The organism is Streptomyces sp. NPDC057900 (assembly GCF_042887885.1).
In the GTDB taxonomy this organism is placed as follows: domain Bacteria; phylum Actinomycetota; class Actinomycetes; order Streptomycetales; family Streptomycetaceae; genus Streptomyces.
In genome coordinates this window covers 898,114-921,118 of the sequence record NZ_JBHVOI010000001.1, presented here as the reverse complement: position 1 = coordinate 921,118, position 23,005 = coordinate 898,114, and the positions used below count along the sequence as shown (strand labels likewise).

Below are 23,005 nucleotides of genomic sequence, written 5' to 3'. Positions count from 1 at the left end.
CTCTCACCCGGAGGGCGGCTGCCGGGTACCGGATCAGCGGATGTGGCGTCCCGAGATCGCCCGCGCGATGACCAGGCGCTGGATCTCGCTGGTCCCCTCGAAGATGGTGTAGATCTTGGCGTCGCGGTACATCCGCTCGACCGGGTGCTCCCGGCTGTACCCCGCGCCGCCGAGGATCTGCACGGCCTTCTCGGTGGCGGAGACGGCGAGTTCGCCCGCCCGGAGCTTGGACATGGAGCCCTGCCCCGCGTCGAAGGTGCGGTCGTTACGGGCCATCCACGCGGCCTGCCAGATCAGCAGCCGCACGGCCTCGATCTCGGTACGGATGTCGGCGAGCGCGAAGGCGATCGACTGGTTCTCGATGATCGGGCGGCCGAACGCCTCGCGCTCACCGGCGTACTCCAGCGCGTACTCGTACGCCGCTCGCGCGATGCCGAGCGCCTGGGCGCCGACGGTGGGGCGGCTGACCTCGAAGGTCGCCATCGCCGCCTGTCCCTTCGCGTTGCCGCCCTCGCGGGCGCGGGCGAGGCGGGCGTCCAGCTTCTCCTTGCCCCCGAGCAGGCAGTGGCCGGGGACCCGGACGTCGTCGAGGAAGACATCCGCGGTGTGCGAGGCGCGCAGGCCGAGCTTCTTGATGGTGCGGCTCGCCTCCAGGCCCTTCGTGGCGGGCGGCACGATGAACGCGGCCTGTCCGCGGGCGCCGAGCGCCGGGTCGACCGAGGCGACGACCACATGGATCTCGGCGATTCCCCCGTTGGTGATCCACGCCTTCTGGCCGGAGAGCACCCACTCGTCCCTGGCCTCGTCGTACCGGGCCTTCGTGGCCATCGCGGAGACGTCGGAGCCGGCCTGCGGTTCGGAGACGCAGAACGCCGCCACCTTGGGATCGTCCTCGTCGCCGTAGCACTGCGGAACCCACTCGGCGAGCTGGTCCGGTGTGCCGGACGCGAAGATCCCGGCGACGGCGAGGGAGGTGCCGAAGAGCGCCATGCCGATTCCGGCATCGCCCCAGAACAGCTCCTCGTTGGCTATCTGGAGGGAGAGCCCCGACGGGTCGCCGTACATGTCGGCCAGCGACTCGAACCCGTACAGACCGATCCGGGCCGCCTCCTGGATGACCGGCCACGGGGTCTCCTCCCGGGCGTCCCATTCGGCGGCCGCCGGGCGCACCACCTGGGCGGCGAAGCCGTGCACCCAATTGCGGAGGTCCTGCTGCTCCTCGGTGAGGGCGAGGGAGAAGTAGCTCATCGGCTCAGGCCTTCGGGATGTCGAAGTAACGGGTGAGGCCCGAGGCCAGACCGACGTCGCCGGCCACCTTCAGCTTGCGCATCATGAACATCGTCACGGGATTGCCGTTGCCGGAGACCAGCTTGAGGAACTCCGCGTCGCCCATCACCAGCGTCGTGCGCGGTTCGGCGTCGGAACGGCCCGCGCTGACAGTGCAGGCGCCGTCGGCTATCGCGGTCTCGTACACCTCGTCGGTGTCCCCGGTGATCTTCCAGCGGATCAGCGCCTTGAGCTGTCCGGCCGCCTCCGGGCGGAACTGCTGCCTCATCCGGCCGAAGACCTCGCCGAGTATCCGGGCGCGCAGTTCGCCGTGCATGACCTCGCCGAGCTGCTTGGCGGACAGGCCCTTCACGATCCGCGCGAACTCCGGCGGGGAGACGGCTGCGAAGTCGAGTGCGGCCAGTTCACCGGTGAGGTTGCCGCTGCTGTTGTCGGCCACGCCAGTTCCTTACTCTGAAGTAAACTTACTTTTGAGTAAGGTAGGCGCAGGGCCGTCCCTTCGCAAGACGGATGCGGGGGAGGTGCGAGGGAGTCACCAGGCACTGCCGGGGCGCACCGTCAGCAGGGGGTGGTGGGCGGCCAGCACCTTGTTGGCGCGGGCCAGCTCCGACAGGGCCTGCTCGCGGTCGGCCTGGTCCTCGACGCCGAGCCGCGGGCCGCGGAACCTGCGGACCTCGCGGGCGGCGCACTCGGCGTCGAACTCCGCCTCCAGGACGTACTGCGGGATGCAGGAGCCGATCAGCGCGGCGACCCGGTCCGGGATCGGTACGGGGACGAGCAGGTGTGAGGCGGTCATGGGTGTTCCCTCTCGAATGGTGGCCAGGAGGTCGTACGGTGCGGCCGCCGGGTGGGCGGTCGACTCCTCCATATAACGGGACGCAGTTCCGGGTTTCTCGTTGAGAACGTCTCCGTGTGGCAACCGTTTGGGAGTGACCGGGTATTTCGCCTTACCCATAAGTAAGTTGACTCGACGTGAGGGCCGTGATCCGGCCTGAAACCGTTCTGCGGGACTTCTACAGGGCGGACTCCCGACTCCGGGACTGCAGTTGCAGTGCCCGCAGCACGGCCTCGGTGGAGAACCTGCTCTCGGGATCGATCAGTTGCTCGCCGAAGATGGATTCCAGGTTGCGCATGCGGTAGCGGACGGTCTGCGGGTGCACATCCAGGAGTTCGCCCATGTGGGCCGCCGTGCCGCGGGTGTCGAGCCAGATGCGCAGGGTCTCGACGAGGCGTTCCCGCCGGGTGGCGCTGATTTTGGCGATGGGTGCGAGCTCCCGCTGGGCGAGCTGGTCGAGCAGGACCGGGTCGGACAGCAGCCACAGGGTGATGAGGTGGTCCTCGCACAGGACGAACGGCGCGTCCTCGATGACACCGGCGTCGACGAGTTCGAGGACCCGCCTGGCCCAGCGGATCGAGTCCGAGGCCAGCGCGGTGGGGACGGTCAGTCCGATCGCGGCGCGACTGCCCAGGAGGGACTGGTCGAGCATGGATCTTCGCGCGTCGTCGAGGGGGCCCGGGATCAGTAAGTGCGGCTGCGGATCGCTGAGATCGGCCAGGATGTCGCGGTCGGCGCTGACCCGGTCGAGCCCGGCGGGGGTGCGCACCGCGACCAGGGTGACCTCCTCGGGGAGCGTCCACCCGGTCTGCTCGCACAGCTCGGCGATGGCGGTACGGGGCACGGGGCGCCCGGCCAGGATCAGGTGGAGCAGGCGACGGCGCATGGCCTCGCTCTGCTCGCCCGACTGCGACTGCACCTCCAGGAAGCCCTCGCGGGAGAGCGATTCGAGCTCGTCTATGTAGGCGAAGAGGGCATCCGCGAAACTGAGCATCAGGGTCGGCGAGAAGTTGTAACTGCGGCCGACCTTCTTCGCCCGTCGCAGCGCGACACGGGCGCCGAGCCGGTAGGCACCCTGGAGCGTTTCCATGGTGCGGCCCTCGTAGGCCTCGAACCGTCCGAACCGGCGGCACATGTCGTCCCGCAACGAGGTCGAGGTGGACGGTTCCGCGACCAGATCGACGAACGAGGAGAGGCTCTGCTCGACACCCACGCGAATGGCCTGACCGTTGGGTCCGCTGAGCAGACGCGCGTATTCCGGATAGGCCCGGGTGACCTCGACGCCTATCTCTTTGATGAGGCTCGGAAGTTCGGGCCGCATGATCGCGGCGAACTCCTGGGGAAGCGGCCCCAGCGGATCCCCCGTGTCCAATGGCGAAATGACTTCTCGCATGACGTGTCCCCTTGCTCTCCAGCGCCCGGTGGGGGTGAGGCAGTGGGGGAAAGCGCTCCCACAAACCGACAGGTGCGTACCAAGTCCGCGATGAAGATAGACCAAGTCAACGACCATGCCCACCACTTGCACAAGATCGAAGTGCAGGGGGCACACATCTCGGCCCCGTTGTGGTGCTCCGGTGCAGGTGGGAAGCGACTGCTCACTTCCGGACAATATTTTTCGGACATTTACCGCCGTGGCGACAAGAAAGTGTGCCTGCGGCGTCCGTGACGGCCTGTCGGGCGGCCGGGCCGGCCGCGACGGCGGCGGGGCACGTCACGGGGCGGCGGGCATCCTCGCGCCCGGTCTGCGGAGCCCGGAGGTCCGGTGGTGCGAAAGTGCCTCGCGCGAAGAGTAATTCGAATTTCGGTGAAGAATCCATCGTTGGTTCCGGAAGAAAGATTCGGGGCCGAGGTCCGGACGAATTCCGAGTCGTCCGTGCCGGAGTTTTGGGCCCAGCGCCGGAGCTTGTCCGGCGCGCCGTCGCGGTGATCCGGTGGGGCTCGGCGGGCGGCGCCGGGAGGGGCCGGACCCTGCGGCCCACCCGCCGAGCCACCCGTACGGACTCCATGGGCGGCTCCGCCCAGTTCAGCGACGCTGTACCGGAAGACGGTCGGGCCGCACCCGGTGGCGTGATCGACGATCTTACCGGCGGGTAGCTGGTCGGGCGGGGGGAGTTCGCCGCTCCCGTGGCTACGCCTCAGGTGAGTGTGCGGAGGCGGCACCGGCCCCCGGCCCGCGTACAACTACTCACTTTCGGATAGAAAATCGTGGCGATCTGCTGAGTTATCGCTAAGACGGAATGTCTTTATCGAGAGGCTCGGGGAATTTCGGTGCCGGGTATTGCAGCGTTGGGCTACTGGCTCGTAACGTTCGATCCGCACGGAGTTCGATCACGCAGTCGAGTCCATCGACTTCTGCGTTCCATGATGTTGAGCCGCCCTCGCACCGAACCCCTCGACGGGTGCGGTGCAAGGCAATCGGGTACGTCCAACTCCACATTCCGGAGGTAAGTTCCGTGAGAAGCACCCTCAAGCGAGCGCTGTTCGCGACCACCGTCGCCGCGGCGGCACTCGGCTTTGCCACGACGTCGGCCTCGGCCACCGCACTCGCGACGTGGACCGTGACCAACCCCAGTGGCACCTTCTCGGCGTCGCTCAAGTCCGGCACCGTGGCCACCCTGGTCGACACCGCCACCAGCCAGCAGGTGGACTGCTCGACGGCGTCCGCCAGTGGAACCTCGACGAGCGGGACGTACGCCACCGGTACGGGCCTCGCCAAGATCACGGCCGCCACCTTCGGTTCGGCCGCCAGCCCGTGCCCCGGACCGCTCGGCTCCTCCTTCACGGCGGTGCTCGCCTCGGGCTCCACCATCAGCGTCAACGGGAGCACCTACAGCGGCGGCGTCACCAAGGGAACGCTGTCCGGCATCCGCGTCAACCTGACGGGTGACACCATCCTGGGCACCTGCAAGGCCGTGATCACCGGCAGTGCGAGCAACGCGAGCTACACCAACTCCACCGGCGAGCTCAAGATCGCCAAGGGGACCGGCCTGAAGGTGGAGAGCGCCACCAACTGCAGCGGGCTGCTCAACACCGGCGACGCGGCCACCTTCGACGCGACGTACAAGCTCGCCACGCCGATCACCATCACCTCGCCGTAACCGGACCGGGGCCTCTGTACCGGGAGAGGGTTGCGGAGCGGAGCTCGTCTCTGTCCCGCGGCCCTCTCCCGGATGGCGGACCCGTCCGCCATCCGATTCCCATGGACGAGTGCTGAGCACTGAGACGACGGCAGGTTGGGTCGAGATGAGATTCAGGACGAGCGATCCGCGGCGTGCGGCACGGATCGCGACGGTCGGCGCGCTGGCCCTGATGACCGGCTTGATGACGGGCACCGGGGAAGCCAACGACACCCGGGTCGCGGAGGCGGAGCTCGACTACACCTGTGAATCGCCATCCGGTTCGGTGCCGGTGGCCGTGAAGGTCGCGGCGGAGCTGCCCCTCACCGCGAACGTCGGGACTCCGGTCCGGGCCGACGACGTGAAGGTCTCCCTCACACTGCCGCGTTCAGCCGTCTCGGATCTGCCGGGCATCGACTCCGCCTTCGTCTCCGGATCCGCGAGCGTGGTGGCCGACGTCTCGCAGCGGGGGGAGACGACGTCGGTGCCCTGGCAGGGGCTGGAGATTCCGGAAGGGCCGGTTCCCGCCGAGGGCGACCTTGAGCTCACGGCCACCGGGGACGTGCCGACGATCACTCCGAGATCCAGCGGATCCATCGGCTTCGCCCTGGGGCACCTCGACGTCGGTCTCGCCTTCCGGGCCGCGGAGGGCGAGGCGACCGCGCCGTCTCCCGCGCCCACTCCCGTCCCGTCTCCCGTCTCCCTCTCGTGCACGATCGACCCCGACCGGAGCGCGGAGCTGGCCGCCGTGGACGTGCCCCCGCTCGCCGGGGCCCCGTCGCCGGGATCCGGCGACTCTCCCGACGTACCGGGGACGTCCAGGAACAGCACCGGCCTCAGCGCCGAACCGAAGGCACAGGACGCCCCGGAGCCCGAGCCGGGGAAGGTGAGCGTGCCAGCCGACTGCACGGTGATGGCGGGGCCGATCCCACAGGTACCGAAGAACGCGCACGGTTACATGGCGGGATACTCCAACGTCAACAAGCTGCACGGAGCGGCGAAGTTCAGCGACCCCGGGCTGCTCCGCCTCAACCTGAACACCTCGGTCTCCTTCCTCAGCTGCCCGACGGGGGTCAAGAGCTGGCTGACCACCGACGGCACGCTCGACTACCACGGCAAGCCGCAGATGCCGCCGGCCAAGGCCACCTTCCTCACCTTCGGCTTCATGCCGACGACCGCGAAGATGGAGCTCACTCTTGAGGGCCGCGTCGACATCGGCACCCTGGGGGACTCCGCCCCTGATCCCGACACCAAGCAGTACAAGGAGACGACGACCGCCGTCGCGCTCCTGCGGATACGGCTCTACGACGTCGACGTCAACGGCGAGCCCCTGGACGTCGGGGCCAACTGCCGCGCCGTGAGGCCGATGGAGCTCGAACTCGTCGGCAAGGGCAGCACCGGTACGAACGGTCCCGTCGGGTACACCGTGAAGACCGGAGGGCCGCTGACCGGCACCTCGGACATACCGCCGTTCGCCGGATGCGGGGTCACGGAGGACCTCGACAACCTCCTCACGGCGTCGGTGTCCGGGAAGGGCAACTTCACCAAGATGATGCAGTCCCCTCTGTGTGTCGAGGATGTTCCGGCGAACTGCCCGGAGCCCCCGAAGCCCACTCCCGAACGCTGAGGGCGCTGCCACCCCGCTTCCAAGAAAGGCTGGACCATCAATGAGCGCTGTCCACAAACGTGTCAGACCCGCTCTGCTCGCCGCTCTTGTGGCGGTGGCCGTCGGCATACCGCTGAGCACCTCTCCGGCGAGCGCCGCCTCGGCCCAGGCCATGAACGGCAACTGGAGCCCCTTCGCCCGGTGTCCGGTCGACGACCCGGCCATGCTCGCCGCGGACGGCACGACGGACATCGCGATATGTGTGTCCTCGCACTCCGCGAGCGGCTCCATCAAGCTCGGCAACACCGAGGCGACGACCGGCGCGAACGACCTCCAGTTCGGCGTGGTCCGCAACGCCGAGACCGGTGCCTCCAAGATCGTGGCGCCGGCCGGTGGCGCGATCGTCGGGGATCCCACGAATATCCCCGGCGGCCTCCTCGGGCTCATGTGCCCCAGCGGCATTCCGGTGGTCTCCAGCATCTGCAGTCAGCTGTCCGACAGCAGCCTCAACCGGGTCGTGGCAACGGTGGAGTCGGCGGGTACACCCACCAACTTCGACCTGACGGCGGGGATGCAGAGCGGAAAAACGATCGTCGACATTCCGGTCCGGATCCATCTGCAGAACACGTTCCTCGGGTCCAAGTGCTACATCGGGACCACGTCCAAGCCGGTCGTGCTGCGTCCCCAGAACCTCACGGTTCCGGCGTTGGGCAGTCAGCGTTTCGACGCCGCCGGCACCCCGAACACCGCGGGGCTGCTGAACCGCCTCTCGCTGACCGGCAACGACCAGGGCGACAGCGGCTTCGCCGTTCCCGGGGTGAGCGGCTGCGGCCCCCTGACCCTCGGTGAACTCAACTGGGCGGTGAACCTGAAGACCGCGCTGCCCTCGGCGGCCGGTAACAACCACCTGGTGCTCAACGACGCCGCCACCTACACGGCGGGGCTCGCTCTTCCGGGCAGTGCCGCGCCCAATGCCGGCCGGGTGCTCTCGGACAGCTGGCACGCAGGGGTCGCCAAGTAGTCCGTACTTCTCTCTTTTCGCGCCCCGCCCGGAATTCCGATCCGGGCGGGGCGCAGGCATGCCGGGGCAACCCCGGTGAATGAGGTCCGGCGACCTAGAATTACTCACTCGGCGATAAGTGAGTGAGGGTCTTTACTCACCTCCGTACAGAAACAACACAGCCGTCAACGGGCGGGCAAAAAGTTCAGGAACCGCTATTGCGAAGGCAGGTTACTGGGCCGTAGCGTCCCAGGTGAGCGGTACGGAAACGCGTCCGTAACTGTTCGCTCGACGCACATGGAGTCCAGGTCGCGCCCCCCTTGACCAGGATTTCGCACCGGGAATGATCAGCCCCCGGACCCTCCGTCCGGTGGCGGCGCTCCCGCTGTCGGGGTCCTGCTGTTCCGGCCTCTGCCGGACGGGGCCCCGACTCGCACGCCGGAGATCTTGCGCAGATTCCGACAAAGCCGGTGCGCGGCTTTGTCACTCGGTGACAAGTGATCCACAACGAGCACCCTGTTCGTCGATTTCCGCTGTTCAACAGCTTGTCCTGGCGGTTTCTGCGGACATAACGTGCGCCTCCTGGTGCATGTGTGACGAGCCGCCATTGGATTTCTCGGAGCCGGAGCGCTGACAGATGACCACGTTCACCTATACGTCGAGGGAGGGCCGATGGGAATCGAAGTAGTCGTTGAAGGCCTAACGAAATCCTTCGGTAAGCAGAACATCTGGCAGGACGTCAGCCTCACCCTGCCCGCCGGTGAAGTGAGCGTGATGCTCGGTCCTTCCGGTACCGGAAAGACCGTCTTCCTGAAGTCGCTCATCGGTCTGCTCAAGCCCGAGCAAGGACGCGTGCTCATCAACGGCGTCGACATGGTGAACAGTCCGGAACGGAAGATCATGGAGACCCGGAAGCTCTTCGGTCTCATGTTCCAGGACGGTGCCCTCTTCGGATCGATGTCCCTCTTCGACAACATCGCCTTTCCGCTGCGTGAGCACACCCGCAAAAGGGAATCCGAAATCCGCCGGATCGTCATGGAGCGGATCGACATCGTCGGGCTCCTCGGCGACGAGGACAAACTGCCCGGCGAGATATCCGGCGGTATGCGCAAGCGGGCCGGGCTGGCCCGCGCCCTCGTCCTGGACCCGCAGATCATCCTCTGCGACGAGCCGGACTCCGGTCTCGACCCGGTCCGCACCGCCTACATCTCGCAGCTGCTCATCGACCTCAACGCGCAGATCGACGCGACGATGCTGATCGTCACCCACAACCTCGACATCGCGGCCACCGTCCCGGACAACATGGGCATGCTGTTCTGCCGCAACCTGGTCACCTTCGGGCCGCGCGAGGTGCTGCTGACCAGCGATCTGCCCGTCGTCTCCCAGTTCCTCTCCGGCCGCCGCGAGGGACCCATCGGCATGTCGGAGGAGAAAGACGCCGCCACGCTGGCCGCAGAGGAGGTCAACGGCTACGGGCAGGGCATCAGTTCGGCCAACGCCACCCGCACCGTGGTCCCGCAGCTGGAGCCCTCGCCGGGGCTGCCCGTGCGGCAGGGCGCGCTGCGCCGCCGGGAGCGGGTCATGTCGATGATGGGGCAGCTGCCGGAAGCCGCCCGTACGGCCATCCTGAACAGCTACAGCCCGGCGGCGGGCGGTGGACGCCCGTGACCGCCCCCATGCCGGTGCGGCCCCCCGAGCCCCCCGGGCCGCCCTCGGACCGGGTGCCGGAGAAGGCGCCCGAGCAGAGACGCCCGAGCCGGCTGTTCGCGCCGCTGCGTGAGACGGGCAGGCTCTTCACCCTCGCCGGGACCGTGTGCCGCGAGACGTTCCGCCGGCCCTTCCAGGTAAGGGAGTTCATCGAGCAGTTCTGGTTCGTCGCCAGCGTCACGATCCTGCCCGCCGCCCTCGTCTCCATCCCGTTCGGCGCGGTCATCGCCCTCCAGGTCGGCTCCCTCACCCAGCAGCTCGGCGCCCAGTCGTTCACCGGCGGCGCCAGCGTGCTCGCCGTCATCCAGCAGGCCAGCCCGATCATCGTGGCGCTGCTGGTCTCCGGGGCCGCCGGGTCCGCGATCTGCGCCGACCTCGGATCGCGCAAGATCCGCGAGGAGCTCGACGCGATGGAGGTCATGGGCGTCTCGCCCGTACAGCGCCTCGTCGTCCCCCGGGTGCTGGCGACGATGCTGGTGGCCGTGCTGCTGAACGGACTGGTCTCCGTCGTCGGCACCCTCGGCGGCTACTTCTTCAACGTGATCCTCCAGCACGGCACTCCAGGCGCCTACCTGTCCAGCTTCTCCGCCCTGGCCCAGCTGCCCGACCTGTACATCAGCGAGATCAAGGCCCTGATCTTCGGCTTCATCGCGGGCATCGTCGCCGCCTACCGGGGACTCAACCCGCGCGGCGGGCCGAAGGGGGTCGGGGACGCGGTCAACCAGTCCGTCGTCATCACCTTCATGCTGCTGTTCTTCGTGAACATGATCCTCACGGCGATCTACCTCCAGATCGTCCCCGCGAAGGGGAGCTGACCGATGTCGATGCTCAGCTGGCTCGACCGATCCGGTGACCAACTCACCTTCTACGTACGGGCACTGCTCTGGATCCCCAGAACCCTGCGGCGCTACCTCAAGGAGGTGCAGCGGCTCCTGGCCGAGGTCGCCTTCGGCAGCGGCGGCCTGGGCGTCGTCGGCGGCACCATCGGCGTGATGATCGCGATGACGCTGGCCACCGGCACGGTCGTCGGCCTCCAGGGGTACGCCGCGCTCAACCAGATCGGCACCGCCGCCTTCACCGGCTTCATCTCCGCCTACTTCAACACCCGGGAGATCGCCCCGCTCGTCGCCGGGCTCGCGCTCTCCGCGACCGTCGGAGCGGGCTTCACCGCCCAGCTCGGCGCCATGCGGATCAACGAGGAGATCGACGGCCTGGAGGCGATGGGCGTGCGGTCCATGCCCTACCTCGTCACCACCCGCATCATCGCCGGGGTCGTCGCCATCATCCCGCTCTACGCGATCGGGCTGCTCTCCTCCTACGTCTCCTCCCGGTACGTCACCGTCCTGTTCAACGGACAGTCGGCCGGCACCTACGACCACTACTTCAATCTCTTCCTGTCCCCGCAGGACGTGCTGCTGTCGGTGCTCAAGGTGCTGATCTTCAGCGTGATGGTGATCCTCGCGCACTGCTACTACGGCTTCCACGCCACCGGCGGACCCGCCGGGGTGGGGGTGGCGGTCGGCCGTTCCGTGCGCAACGCGATCGTGCTGATCAGCGTCACCGACTTCTTCCTCTCGCTCGCCATCTGGGGCGCCACGACGACGGTGAAGGTGGCCGGCTGATGAGCAACCGGACCACGCACTCCACCCGCCGCAGACTCTCCGGAGTGGCCTTCCTGCTCGTGCCGGCCCTGCTCATCTGGGTGTCGGTCGCCGTGTACAACAAGGACTTCACCGACGACGCCACCGTGACGGTACGGACCGGGAGCGTCGGCAACGAGATGCACGACAACGCCGACGTGAAGCTCCGCGGAGTCGTCATCGGCCAGGTCCGCGATATCTCCGCCGACGGCGAGGGCGCCCGCCTCACCCTCGCCATCCAGCCCGGCAAGCTCGACCGGATCCCCGCCGACGTCACCGCCCAGATGCTGCCCACCACCCTGTTCGGGGAACGGTTCGTCGCACTCGTACCGCCCCCCGTACCCTCGGCGGAAACACTGCGGGCCGGTGCCGTCATCCCGCAGGACCGCTCCAGCAACGCCATCGAGCTGGAAGAGGTCCTCGACAACGTCCTGCCGCTGCTGACCGCCGTCCAGCCGCAGAAGCTCTCCGCCACGCTCAACGCGGTCTCCCAGGCGCTCAGGGGACGCGGCGAGAAGCTCGGCGACACCCTCGTCAGGCTCGACGCGCACCTCCAGAAGTTCAACCCGCAACTCCCCACGCTCAACGCCGACATCAAGGAACTCGTCAAGGTGAGCAGGGTGTACGGGGACGCCGCCCCCGACGTCCTGGACGCGCTCACCGACTTCACCACCACCAGCGGGACCCTCGCGGACCAGCAGGCACAGCTCGCCGACCTCTACGGTTCGACGACCGCCTCCGCGCAGGACCTCACGACGTTCCTCCAGGAGAACAAGGACAACCTGATCCGGCTCTCCGCCACCGGCAGGCCGACGCTGGAACTCCTCGCGAAGTACTCCGACGAATTTCCCTGCACCCTGCGGACCGTGGCCGGATTCGTGCCCGCGATGGACAAGGCGCTCGGCAAGGGCACCGGACAGCCCGGTCTCCACGTCACCCTCAAGTCCGTCAAGTCCAAGGGGAAGTACGTGGCCGGCAAGGACACCCCGGTCTACGACGCGAGCGGCGGACCGCACTGCTACTCCGTGCCGTACGTCGGTACGACGGAGCCGACGGCGGCCGGACGGGCCGCTGCCTCCCAGGCCCCCGGCGACAAGGCGGCCGCGGACCAGCCCGCCGACACCGGGCGGAAGGCGACGGACACCTCCCTCGGCATGCCCAACTCCCCGCAGGAGAGCCGGCTCGTCAACGAGCTGGTCGCTCCCTCACTGAAAGTCCAGCCGCAGAGCCTGCCCGACTGGAGCAGCGTGCTCATCGGCCCGGCCTTCCGCGGTGCGGAGGTGAAGCTCAAGTGAAGCGCCGCTCCCTCGCGGGTCCGCTCGCGAAATCGATCGTCTTCATCCTGGTGACCGCCCTGGCCACCACCGTCCTGGGGCTGTCCATCGCCAACACCGGGGTCGGTGACACCACCTCGTACAAGGCGAGGTTCACCGACGCCACCGGGCTGATCGTCGGTGACAGCGTACGGATCGCCGGGGTCAAGGTCGGACAGGTCGAGTCGATCGAGGTCGCGGACAAGCGGCTGGCCGAGGTCGGCTTCGCCGTCCGCAAGGGGCGCAGCCTCCCCGCCTCCGTGACCGCCTCGATCAAGTACCTCAACATGGTCGGCCAGCGCTACATCGACCTCGACCGGGGCGCCGGACCGGTCGGCCGGAACTTCCAGGCGGGAGCGACCATCCCGCTCTCGCGCACCACACCGGCCCTCGACCTCACCCAGCTCTTCAACGGCTTCCAGCCGCTCTTCGAAGGCCTCTCCCCGCCCGACGTCAACCAGCTGGCGGGCTCCATCGTCCAGGTGCTCCAGGGCGAAGGCGGCACGGTCGACAGCATCCTCCAGCACGTCGGCTCACTGACCACCACGGTCGCGGCCAAGGACAAGGTGATCGGTGAGGTGATCAAGAACCTCAACACGGTCCTGAAGACCGTGAACGACCGCGAGGCAGGTTTCAACGACCTCGTCGACACGCTCCAGAAGCTCGTCACCGGCTTCGCCGGCGACCGCAAACCCCTCGGGCAGGCGGTCACCGCGATGGGCGCGCTGACCACCGTCACCGCCGGACTGCTCCAGGACGGCCGTAAGCCCCTCAAGGACGACATCAAACAACTCGGGCGCCTCTCCGACCAGTTGGGCAAGGGGACCCCGCAGATCGAGAACTTCCTCAAGAAGACCCCCGCCAAGATGGAGGCGATCAGCCGGCTCGCCTCCTACGGCTCCTGGCTCAACCTCTACCTCTGCGAAGCCAAGGTCAGCGGTGTGACGACAGAGGACGGCAGCGCACCGCCCACCGGCATCGCGATCACCCAGCCGAGGTGCCTGGCATGAGAATCAAACCCCTGCGGGAACGAAACCCCGTCGCCATCGGCATCGCCGGACTTCTCGTCCTGGCCCTCATCGGCTTCGGCGCCTACCGTGCCGACTCACTGCCCTTCATCGGCGGCGGCACCACCTACACCGCCGACTTCACCGAATCCGCCGGGCTCGGCTCCGGCGACGAGGTACGGATCGCCGGCGTCAAGGTCGGAGAGGTCACCGGCGTCTCGCTCGACGGCGACAAGGTCAAGGTCAGCTTCCGGGTCAAGGACGCCTGGATCGGCAACTCCTCCACCGTCGGCATCGCCATCAAGACCCTGCTGGGCGACAAGTACCTCGCCGTCGACCCGCTCGGCACCGGTCCCCAGGACCCGGACCGGCGGATCGCCGCGAGCCGGACCACCTCCCCGTACGACGTCACCCAGGCGTTCAACGGACTCGGCGAGACCATCGGGGAGATCGACACCAAGCAGCTCGCCAAGAGCTTCGAGACGATCTCCGCCACCTTCAAGGACTCACCGCCCGACGTGAAGAGCGCCGCCGACGGGCTCTCCGCACTCTCCAGGACGGTCTCCCAGCGGGACGCCCAGCTGGCCACCCTCCTCAAGGGCAGCAAACAGCTGACGAAGACCCTCGCCCACAAGAAGAGCAGCTTCGAGACCCTGCTGGAGGACGGCAACCTGCTCCTCGGCGAGATCCAGGCCCGCCGCGACTCCATCCATCTGCTGCTCACCGGCACCCAGGACCTCGGCATCCAGCTCACCGGACTGGTCGCGGACAACAACAAGCAGCTCAAGCCCACCCTGGAGTCGCTCGGCCGGGTCACCGCCGTCCTGGTCAAGAACCGCAAGAGCCTCGACAAGGTGCTGTCCCTGACGGGCTCCTACAACCGGCTCGTCGGCAACACCCTCGGCAACGGCCGCTGGCTCGACAACTACGTCTGCGGAGTCGTGCCCAGGGACTACCTCCCCGCCGGCACGCCCCCGGCGACCGGATGCATGCCACCCAAGCAGCAAGGCGGCCGCTGACATGAGAATCACGCGCATCGTCGGCGTCGGTGCCGGACTCGCCGTCGTGGCCGTCGCGGCCACCTCCGGGGTGATGGCCATGGACGACGAGGGCAAGACGACGGTCACCGCCTACTTCGACCAGGCCACCGGCGTGTACGCCGGATCGGACCTGCGGATCCTCGGAGTCAAGGTCGGCACGGTCGAGTCCGTGCGGCCCAAGGGCGAGGAGGTCGAGGTCAGGCTCCGCGTCGACAAGGGCGTCAAGGTACCCAAGGACGCGCACGCCGTCGTCGTGGCCCCCAGCCTGGTGGCCGACCGGTACATCCAGCTCGCCCCCGCCTACCACGGGGGACCGCTTCTCGCGGACGAGGCCGAGCTGCCCGCGTCGCACAACGCCACCCCGGTCGAGGTCGACCAGCTGTACGCCTCCATCACGGAGCTCTCCACCGCGCTCGGCCCCGACGGGGCCAACTCGGACGGCGCGCTGGCCAAACTCCTGGACACCGGAGCCAAGAACCTCGACGGCAACGGAAAAGCGATCGGGAACTCCATCGAGCAGTTCGGCAAGGCGACGAAGACGCTCGACAAGAGCAGCGGAAACCTCTTCGACACCCTGTCCTACCTGCAGACCTTCACCACCATGCTGAAGGACAACGACGGCAACGTCCGCAAGGCGGAGCAGCAGCTCAACTCCGTCACCGGATTCCTGGCCGACGACAAGGAGAACCTCAGCGCGGCCCTGAAGGAACTGGGCACCGCCCTCGGCCAGGTCAAGACCTTCATCAAGGACAACCGGGGCGTCCTCAAGGCGAACGTGGACGCCCTGGTGCCGATCACCCAGGCCCTGGTGGACCAGCGGGCCTCGCTGGCCGAGTCGATGGACACCCTGCCGCTCGCCGCGGACAACGTGATCAAGGCCTACGACCCGCTGAACCGCACCATCAACGGCCGCACCAACCTCAACGAACTCTCCATGGGCGGACCGCTCACCGACGAATCCGCAGAGCTGAGCGGGCTCAAGCCGGTGGACGCCACCCGGCAGAAGGCGCTGCCCTCGCTGCCACTGCCCGCCGTCGGCACCGTCTACGGCACCCCGGAGAAGTCCGCCATGCAGAAGAAGGGGGCGAAGCGATGAGCCGCTTCTCGCGCCGGCCCGGCGCCCGCGCGACCGGCGTCGCCGCCGTGCTGGCGGTCGGCGTCGGCCTGGCCCTGATCGCCACCACGGTCGACCTGCCGACGTTCACCGGCATCGACCAGGTACCGCTGCCCGGCGGCGCGGACCTGGGCGACCACCCGTACGAGATCACCGCCGAGTTCGCGGACGTACTCAGCCTCGCCCCGCAGTCCTCGGTGAAGGTCAACGACGTGGCCGTCGGCCGGGTCACCAAGATCTCGCTCGCCTCCGGCAGCTGGAACGCCAAGGTGACCATGCGGGTCAACGGGGGGATCAGACTCCCCGCGAACGCGTACGCGCACCTGGAACAGTCCAGCCTGCTCGGCGAGAAGTACATCCAGCTCTCACCCCCCGCGGCCGGCACCGCCAAGGGCGCCCTCGCGGACGGGGACCGCATCCCGCTCACCCGGACCAACCGGAACCCGGAGGTCGAGGAGGTGTTCGGGGCACTCTCCATGCTCCTCAACGGCGGCGGCATCAACCAGCTCAAGACCATCACCACCGAGCTCAACAAAGCCCTGGCCGGACAGGAACCCCAGGTCCGCTCCATGCTCAAGCGGGTCAACACCCTCGTCACCGACCTGGACGACCACCGGGCGGACATCACCGACGCCCTGGACGGCGTCAACCGGCTGTCCGCCACCCTCGCCACCCGCAAACAGGACGTCGGCACGGTGCTCACCAAGCTCAGCCCCGGCATGAAGGTCCTGGAGAAGCAGCGCGGCTCGCTCATGACCATGCTGCACTCGCTCGACACGCTCTCCACCGTCGCCGTCGACACGGTGAACAAGAGCAAGGCCGACATCGTCGCGGACCTCAAGGCCCTCGCTCCCACCCTCCAGGCACTCGCGGACTCCGGCCAGGACCTGCCCGACTCCCTCCAGGTGCTGCTCACCTACCCGTTCACCGACGAGGTGCTGAGCGGTGTGAAGGGCGACTACCTCAACGTCTACCTGGACATCACCGCACTGCCCGGCACCCAGATCATTCCGCCGCTCGTCCCGGCCGGCGGCGCCACACCCCCGGCCGTCCAGGGCGCCACCGCCCAGAAGTCCGGCGCGGCACTGCCGCTGCCCCTTCCCTCGGTGACGGGACCGGCCACGAAGGGCAGCAACCGATGATCACCATGGCCATCCGGCTCAAGAACATCGCCTTCCTGATCATCGCCGTGCTCGTCCTCGGCTACCTCGGGGTGCGCTACGCCGATCTCGGCCACTACGTCGGCATGCGCAGCTACTACACCGTCAAGGTCCAGCTCCCGCGCACCGGCGGCCTGTTCACCCACTCCAACGTCACCTACCGGGGCGTGTCCGTGGGCCGGGTCGGGCCGATCGAGCTCACCGACGACGGCGTGGAGGCCGAACTCCGCATCGAGAAGGACGCCCCGCGCATCCCGGACGCCCTGAAGGCCGTCGTCGCCAACCTCTCCTCGGTGGGCGAGCAGTACGTCGACCTGCGACCGACCCGCTCCGAGGGCCCGTACCTGGCGAACGGCTCGGTGATCGACCAGGCCGACACCACGGTCCCGGCCCCCGTCACCGACGTGCTCACCAGCGTCAACGACCTCGCCGGCTCCGTCGACCTGGAGTCCCTGCGCACGGTCGTCGACGAATTCGGCAACGCCTTCGAAGGGCGCGGCGACGACCTCCAGGTCCTGCTGGACACCAGCAGCGACTTCGTCCGGGCGGCCGACGACGCGCTGCCCGTCAACACCCGGCTGATGATCGACGGAGAGACCGTGCTGCGCACCCAGGCCGAACAGGGCGACGCGCTCAAGGGCTTCGCGTCCGGCGCCAAGGACCTGGCCGCCGAGCTCAAGGGATCCGATACCGATCTGCGCAAGCTGATCGCCGTCACCCCCGACGCCACCGGCCAGATCAGCGGACTGCTGCGGGACCTCGACCCGAGCTTCGGAGTGGTGGTCGCCAACCTCCTCACCACCTCCGACGTGGCCGTCACCCGGCAGCGCGGACTGGAGGAACTGCTGGTCAAGCTCCCGGAGGTCGCGGCCGTGGGCTCCAGCGCCGTCGACGAGAACGGAGCCAGATTCGGCATGTCCGTCACCTTCTTCGAGCCACTGCCCTGCACCTCCGGCTACGGCGGTACGACCTACCGCAACGGCCTCGACGTCACGGCCGGCCCCCCGCTCAACACCAAGGCCCGCTGTGCCTCCTCGCCCGGAACGGGCATCAACGTCCGGGGCAGCGCGAACGCGCCGAAGGGCGGCGCCCTGCCCCCGCCCGCCAAGCCCGGCTCGATGCTCCTGGGCACCGACAAGGCGGCGGACCGGTTGCCCGGGGCGCTCGGTGTCACCCCCGACACCGCCCCGGCCGCCGACGGCATGGCCGGACTGCTGGGCCTCGGTCAGGGGGACGGCTCATGACGGCACGCACGAGGACCTCGATCGGCTGGGCAGCACTGCTCGCCGCCATACTCGTCTGCGCACTCGGCGGCTGGTCGTACGCCCAGGCGCGCGGTGACGACGACCTGGCCTACGCCAAGAGCCGGGACACCGCGCTGGCCGACGGGAAGACACACCTCGCCCGGCTCAACAGCCTGGACGGCAAGGACGCCAAGAGCGTGGACGCCGGACTCACCGGCTGGCTCGGCTCCTCCACCGGCCCCCTGCACGAACAGCTGAAGCGCACCCGTACCAAGGACGCGAGCGAGCTGACGAAGTCCGGCTCGACGGCGCGCGGCAAGGTCACCGACGCCGCGCTCACCGCGCTCGACGAACGGACCGGAACGGCGCAGCTGATCGCGACGGTCGATGTCCAGGTCACTCCGCGGACCGGAAAGGGCGGCACGGAGCGCAAGCGGTTCGAGGCCACTCTCGCCCGGACCCCGGACGGCTGGAAGGTCAAGGCACTGACGGCGATACCGGTCGGGAGCGGCACATGAGGCGACAGGGCGGGGCGACGGCCGTGACCACGGGGACGGAGGACCTCGCCCCCGAGGAACCGGCCGCGGCGGACCCCACGGTGGACGAACCCGCGGCAGAGGAAGCCGCAGCTGACGAGGCGCCGTCCGGTGCGGGGGGCCGCAGGCCGCGCTTCGTGGTCTGGACACTGGTCGTGGCGCTGCTCGTCGCCGGGGGCGTGCTCTTCGGCATGGGCCGCCAGCTGCGCGACACGCCCGCCACCTCCAACGCGGCGCTCACCGACAGCGAGGCGACCACCCGGGTCGCGGGAGACGTCACCAACGCACTCGGCAAGGTCTTCTCCTACAGCCCCTCGGCCACCGCCGTCACCAAGGAGTCCGCGAAGCAGCTGCTTGCGGGCAAGGCGCTCCAGCAGTACGCGGCGCTGTTCGGCCAGGTCGAGAAGCAGGCCGCCGATCAGAAGCTCACCCTCACCACCCACGTCGTCCGGGCAGGGGTGACCAGGCTGACCGACGACAGCGCCCATCTGCTGGTCTTCCTCGACCAGGTCTACGAACGCCGGGGCAAGGCCGCCAGCACGGCGGCGGCGCAGCTCTCCGTCACCGCCCAACTACGGGACGGGCGCTGGACGATCGTCGAGATCACCTCCAGATAGCGCAGCGGTACGAAGCACCCGAACAGCACAGCACAGGCAGGCCGGCAGGGAGAGGCAGCAATGGCACGGGTACGGATGACGGGGAATCCGCTGGTGGCGGCGGCGATCGTGCTGACGGTCGCGGCGGCGGGTGCGGCGGGCTGGGGCGGGGTGTCCCGGTACCAGGCATCGCACGACGACTCGGCGGCGTACGCGCAGACCCGCGACGACGCGCTGGCCGCGGGCGAGCAGGCCGTGCAGAACATGAACACGCTCGACCACCAGAAGCTCGTCCAGGGGCTCGACAGCTGGGAGGACTCCACCACGGGCGACCTCCACCAGCAACTCGTGGACGGACGGGACGCGTTCGTGAAGCAGATCAAGGAGGCGAAGACCGTCAGCACGGCCAAGGTGCTGTCCGGCGCCGTCACCGAGCTCGACGACCGGGCCGGCCGGGCCGGGGTCATGGTGGCGCTGCGGGTGACCGTGACCGCGCCGAAGGGAAAGCCCGCGGTGAAGGAGAGCCGGATGCTCGGGCAGCTCACCCGCACCTCCGAGGGGTGGAAGCTCAGCGCCCTCGGCCAGGCGCCCGTCGGCAACACCGCCGGCTGACGCCACCGACTCCCACCCCCGCACCGAGAGGACCCCGGACATGTCGACGACCCGTCACCTCGTCAACCGGCAGCGCCGGCTGGCCACCGTCGCCGCCGCGGAGCGCACCGCCGCGCCCGCCGCCGCGACCACCACCGCGCCCGAGCCCGCCGCGCCGGACACCGAGTCCGAGGACCAGCCCGAGGCCCTCTCCGAGGGCGAACCGGGGGAGGAGAACGAGGAGAAGGAGAAGGACGAGGAGGGGGAGAAGGCGCCGCGGTCCGTGAGGCCGGTGCGGCTGCGGGTCTCGCTGCCCGCCGTGCTGTGCGTCCTGACCGTGCTGCTCGGTTCCTTCGCCGCCTGGTCGTTCACCTCGGCGGGCAGCCTGCGCGACGAACCCGGCCGGCAGAACACCGCTCTCACCGACATCAGCCGCACCAGTGAGGTCAAGGGGCAGATCGCCGAGGCGGTGGGCGCGGTGTTCTCGTACAACTACGCCTCGCCCGCCAAGGCCGACACCGCGGTGAAGAGCTATCTGGTGGGCAAGGCGGTCCAGCAGCACAAGGACATGCTCGCGGAGGTACGGGCCCAGGCCCCCAAACAGAAGCTCGTCCTCACCACGACCGTCACCGAGAGCGGTGTGGAGCTGCTCGACGGCGACCGGGCCCGGCTGCTGGTCTTCGCCGACCAGAGCAACACCCGTACGGGCAAGTCGGAGGAGACGACCTACGCGGCGGCGATGTTCGCCGTGGACGCGGTCCGCCGGGGCGGCAGCTGGCGGATATCGGCCATCGACACGTTCTCCCGGTGACCCGGGGGAGAGGAGAGCACGCATGAGGTTCAACGGCACCATGCGCCGCGGGCTCGGCGGCACCGCAGCCGCCGTCGCCGCGATGGCAGCGCTCACCGCCTCCCAGGGACCGGGGCTCGTGGCGCACGAGGAGACGCCGAAGCAGCGCCAGGAGACCGACGAGGTCAGGTGGTCGGAGGTCCCCAACGACGACTCGTACCACACCGAACTGCCGCCGCTGAAGAGCCCCGAGCCCCCCGAGCCGGGCGTCAAGCGGAGTCCGGCCGTCGTCGCGTCCTGGGCCGAGGCGGGGATTCCGGCCACCGTGCTCGACGCCTACCGCAAGGCGGAGGCCGCGATGCGGCGCGGCGATCCCGGCTGCGGGCTGCCGTGGCAGTTACTGGCCGCCATCGGCAAGGTCGAGTCCGGACACGCGGGCGGCGGCAGGGTCGACGCCCACGGCACGACGCTCTCCCCGATCCTCGGGCCGGTGCTCAACGGCGCGGGCTTCGCCAATATCCCCGACACCGACGGCGGGGCGTACGACGGGGACAAGACCTTCGACCGGGCGGTCGGCCCGATGCAGTTCATCCCGTCGACCTGGGCGCACTGGAAGCGGGACGGCAACGGCGACGGGCGCGACGACCCGGGCAATGTCTACGACGCGGCCCTGGCGGCGGGGGCCTACCTCTGTGCCGGATCGCGCGATCTGAGGGTACGGGCCGGTCTCGACGCGGCGATCCTGAGCTACAACCACTCGGACACGTATCTGCGCACCGTCCTGTCGTGGCTGGAGTTCTACCGCAAGGGCACCCATCCGGTCGCCGACGGCAAGGGCCCCGTACCGAAGAGCCCCGGCGCCGGAAGCCCGAACGAGCCCAAGCACCCGGTGGGCGGGCGCGGCGGCGGGAAGGACGCGGGCAACGGAGGCATCGAGGTCGGCCCCCAGCCGGGCCACACGAAGACCCCGCCGGCATCGGCGTCCCCGGACCCCTCGCCCGGAGGTTCCGGCTCCCCGGCCCCCGGCGGCTCCAGCGGCCCCGGCTCCTCGCCCGATCCGACCGACAGCGGGTCCGCCTCCCCGGACCCCGGCACCAGCCCCGACCCGACCACAGGCCCCGACCCGGACCCGAGCACCACGGACCCCGCTCCGGGCTGTACGACGGACGCCCCGTCGCCGGACCCGACCGACACGGCCGGGGCCACCGAGTCGCCGTCCCCGGACCCGAGCACGACCCCCGAGCCCTGCACCACGCCCACCGGTTCCCCCACCGCCGACTGAGACCCGGCAGCCGTTCAGCCGCCCCCGGCCGACAGCACGGAGGAGAGGTCGTACCGCACCACCTCTTCCAGCTGCTCGTACGTGCAGCTGCCGGGGGCGCGGTCCGGCCGCCACCGGCGGAACTGGGCGGTGTGCCGGAAGCGGTCACCCTCCATGTGGTCGTAACCCACCTCGCAGACCCGCTCCGGGCGCACCGGGACCCACGACTGGTCCTTCTTTCCGGACCACCGGCTCTGGGTGCCGGGCAGCCGGGCGTGCTCGTGCGCCTCCGCGTCCTGCCAGGCCCCCCAGGGGTGGTCGGCGAAGTCCGTGACCAGGGGCTCCAGTTCGGTGACGAGCTCCGCGCGGCGCTTCATCGGGAAGGCCGCGCACACCCCCACGTGCTGGAGGACGCCCGCCTCGTCGTACAGGCCGAGCAGCAGCGATCCGACGACCGGGCCGCTCTTGTGGTGGCGGTAGCCCGCCACCACGCAGTCGGCGGTCCGCTCGTGCTTGATCTTGTACATCACCCGGGTGTCCGGCCGGTAGGGCAGATCGAGCGGTTTGGCGACGACCCCGTCGAGACCCGCTCCCTCGTACCGGTCGAACCACTCCTGGGCGACGGCCGGATCGGTGGTCGCCGGGGCGAGGTGGACAGGGGCGGAGGCGGCGGACAGCGCGGCCTCCAGCACCCTCCTCCGGTCCGACTGCCGCGTACCCATCAGCGAGTCGTCGCCCACCGCGAGGACATCGAAGGCGACCAGCGAGGCCGGGGTCTGCTCGGCCAGCAGCCGCACCCGGGAGTCCGCGGGGTGGATGCGCTCGCTGAGCCGGTCGAAGTCGAGCCGGCCCTCGTGCGCGATCACGATCTCGCCGTCGATCACACAGCGCTCCGGCAGATTGTCCCGGACCGCCGTGACCAGCTCGGGGAAGTAGCGGGTGAGCGGCTTCCCGGTGCGGCTGCCGATCACCACCTCCTCGCCGTCCCGGTGCACGATCGCCCGGAAGCCGTCCCATTTGGCCTCGTACTGCATGCCCGGCGGGATCCGGGACACGGACTTGGCGAGCATCGGCTTCACGGGCGGCATCACCGGCAGGTCCATGGATCGATTGTGGACCGTCCGGCGACCGGAGTCTCCCGATATGCGGCATATGTGCGCCC

Annotated in this window: 22 protein-coding genes; 17 read left to right on the top strand and 5 right to left on the bottom strand. The window is 69.2% G+C overall.

What is annotated here, in order from left to right; all coding sequences use genetic code 11:
• Positions 1-33: 33 nt before the first annotated feature.
• From ACFVQ0_RS03785 to ACFVQ0_RS03770, 4 genes are all read right to left on the bottom strand, one after another.
• The gene (locus ACFVQ0_RS03785; RefSeq protein ID WP_390084208.1) at positions 34-1,248 is read right to left on the bottom strand and encodes an acyl-CoA dehydrogenase family protein; all 1,215 of its coding nucleotides are present in this window, start codon (positions 1,246-1,248) and stop codon (positions 34-36) included.
• A 4-nt stretch (positions 1,249-1,252) separates the two neighbouring features.
• Positions 1,253-1,726 (bottom strand): SCP2 sterol-binding domain-containing protein, encoded by a 474-nt coding sequence (locus ACFVQ0_RS03780; protein ID WP_390084206.1) that lies wholly within the window; start codon positions 1,724-1,726, stop codon positions 1,253-1,255.
• 93 nt (positions 1,727-1,819) lie between these two features.
• A complete protein-coding gene (locus ACFVQ0_RS03775; protein ID WP_390084204.1) occupies positions 1,820-2,083 on the bottom strand; it encodes a hypothetical protein in 264 nt (87 codons plus the stop codon).
• 217 nt (positions 2,084-2,300) lie between these two features.
• Positions 2,301-3,515, bottom strand: a complete 1,215-nt coding sequence (locus ACFVQ0_RS03770) for a helix-turn-helix domain-containing protein (RefSeq protein ID WP_390084202.1) — start codon at positions 3,513-3,515, stop codon at positions 2,301-2,303.
• Between the two features lie 1,060 nt (positions 3,516-4,575).
• Here ACFVQ0_RS03770 and ACFVQ0_RS03765 point away from each other — a divergent pair.
• The 17 genes from ACFVQ0_RS03765 to ACFVQ0_RS03685 all read left to right on the top strand — a co-directional run bounded on the left by ACFVQ0_RS03765 (position 4,576) and on the right by ACFVQ0_RS03685 (position 21,864).
• Positions 4,576-5,220 (top strand): hypothetical protein, encoded by a 645-nt coding sequence (locus ACFVQ0_RS03765; protein ID WP_390084200.1) that lies wholly within the window; start codon positions 4,576-4,578, stop codon positions 5,218-5,220.
• 145 nt (positions 5,221-5,365) lie between these two features.
• Positions 5,366-6,865, top strand: a complete 1,500-nt coding sequence (locus ACFVQ0_RS03760) for a DUF6801 domain-containing protein (protein WP_390084198.1) — start codon at positions 5,366-5,368, stop codon at positions 6,863-6,865.
• A gap of 40 nt (positions 6,866-6,905) precedes the next feature.
• Positions 6,906-7,865 (top strand): hypothetical protein, encoded by a 960-nt coding sequence (locus ACFVQ0_RS03755; protein ID WP_390084197.1) that lies wholly within the window; start codon positions 6,906-6,908, stop codon positions 7,863-7,865.
• Between the two features lie 651 nt (positions 7,866-8,516).
• Positions 8,517-9,512: an ABC transporter ATP-binding protein gene (locus ACFVQ0_RS03750; RefSeq protein ID WP_073734359.1), complete on the top strand. Its 996-nt coding sequence runs from the start codon at positions 8,517-8,519 to the stop codon at positions 9,510-9,512.
• The gene (locus ACFVQ0_RS03745) at positions 9,509-10,366 is read left to right on the top strand and encodes an ABC transporter permease (RefSeq protein ID WP_073734360.1); all 858 of its coding nucleotides are present in this window, start codon (positions 9,509-9,511) and stop codon (positions 10,364-10,366) included. Before ACFVQ0_RS03750 ends, ACFVQ0_RS03745 begins: the two co-directional genes overlap by 4 nt.
• Before the next feature lie 3 nt (positions 10,367-10,369).
• Complete coding sequence (locus ACFVQ0_RS03740) at positions 10,370-11,173, top strand: ABC transporter permease (RefSeq protein WP_073734361.1); 804 nt, start codon at positions 10,370-10,372, stop codon at positions 11,171-11,173.
• Positions 11,173-12,486 (top strand): MCE family protein, encoded by a 1,314-nt coding sequence (locus ACFVQ0_RS03735; RefSeq protein WP_390084194.1) that lies wholly within the window; start codon positions 11,173-11,175, stop codon positions 12,484-12,486. Before ACFVQ0_RS03740 ends, ACFVQ0_RS03735 begins: the two co-directional genes overlap by 1 nt.
• Positions 12,483-13,514, top strand: coding sequence for an MCE family protein (locus ACFVQ0_RS03730; protein ID WP_390084193.1), 1,032 nt, complete (start codon positions 12,483-12,485; stop codon positions 13,512-13,514). The genes ACFVQ0_RS03735 and ACFVQ0_RS03730 overlap by 4 nt, the downstream gene beginning before the upstream one ends.
• Entirely contained in the window at positions 13,511-14,530 is a 1,020-nt protein-coding gene (locus tag ACFVQ0_RS03725) for an MCE family protein (RefSeq protein ID WP_390084191.1), read from the top strand. Before ACFVQ0_RS03730 ends, ACFVQ0_RS03725 begins: the two co-directional genes overlap by 4 nt.
• Position 14,531: 1 nt before the next feature.
• Complete coding sequence (locus ACFVQ0_RS03720) at positions 14,532-15,647, top strand: MCE family protein (RefSeq protein ID WP_390084189.1); 1,116 nt, start codon at positions 14,532-14,534, stop codon at positions 15,645-15,647.
• Positions 15,644-16,807: an MCE family protein gene (locus ACFVQ0_RS03715; protein WP_390084187.1), complete on the top strand. Its 1,164-nt coding sequence runs from the start codon at positions 15,644-15,646 to the stop codon at positions 16,805-16,807. Before ACFVQ0_RS03720 ends, ACFVQ0_RS03715 begins: the two co-directional genes overlap by 4 nt.
• Positions 16,804-18,069 (top strand): MCE family protein, encoded by a 1,266-nt coding sequence (locus ACFVQ0_RS03710; protein ID WP_390084185.1) that lies wholly within the window; start codon positions 16,804-16,806, stop codon positions 18,067-18,069. The genes ACFVQ0_RS03715 and ACFVQ0_RS03710 overlap by 4 nt, the downstream gene beginning before the upstream one ends.
• On the top strand, positions 18,066-18,587 hold the full coding sequence (locus ACFVQ0_RS03705; RefSeq protein WP_390084183.1) for a hypothetical protein: 522 nt from the start codon (positions 18,066-18,068) through the stop codon (positions 18,585-18,587). Before ACFVQ0_RS03710 ends, ACFVQ0_RS03705 begins: the two co-directional genes overlap by 4 nt.
• A complete protein-coding gene (locus ACFVQ0_RS03700; RefSeq protein WP_390084181.1) occupies positions 18,584-19,222 on the top strand; it encodes a hypothetical protein in 639 nt (212 codons plus the stop codon). Before ACFVQ0_RS03705 ends, ACFVQ0_RS03700 begins: the two co-directional genes overlap by 4 nt.
• A gap of 60 nt (positions 19,223-19,282) precedes the next feature.
• Positions 19,283-19,813, top strand: a complete 531-nt coding sequence (locus ACFVQ0_RS03695) for a hypothetical protein (protein ID WP_311302038.1) — start codon at positions 19,283-19,285, stop codon at positions 19,811-19,813.
• 40 nt (positions 19,814-19,853) lie between these two features.
• The gene (locus ACFVQ0_RS03690; protein ID WP_390084179.1) at positions 19,854-20,603 is read left to right on the top strand and encodes a hypothetical protein; all 750 of its coding nucleotides are present in this window, start codon (positions 19,854-19,856) and stop codon (positions 20,601-20,603) included.
• A 22-nt stretch (positions 20,604-20,625) separates the two neighbouring features.
• Positions 20,626-21,864 carry a hypothetical protein gene (locus ACFVQ0_RS03685; protein WP_390084177.1) on the top strand — a complete coding sequence of 413 codons (1,239 nt, stop codon included), beginning with the start codon at positions 20,626-20,628 and terminating at the stop codon, positions 21,862-21,864.
• Between the two features lie 14 nt (positions 21,865-21,878).
• Here the strand turns inward: ACFVQ0_RS03685 and ACFVQ0_RS03680 are convergent, their stop codons facing one another.
• Positions 21,879-22,946 carry an ATP-dependent DNA ligase gene (locus ACFVQ0_RS03680; protein ID WP_390084175.1) on the bottom strand — a complete coding sequence of 356 codons (1,068 nt, stop codon included), beginning with the start codon at positions 22,944-22,946 and terminating at the stop codon, positions 21,879-21,881.
• Between the last annotated feature and the right edge of the window lie 59 nt (positions 22,947-23,005).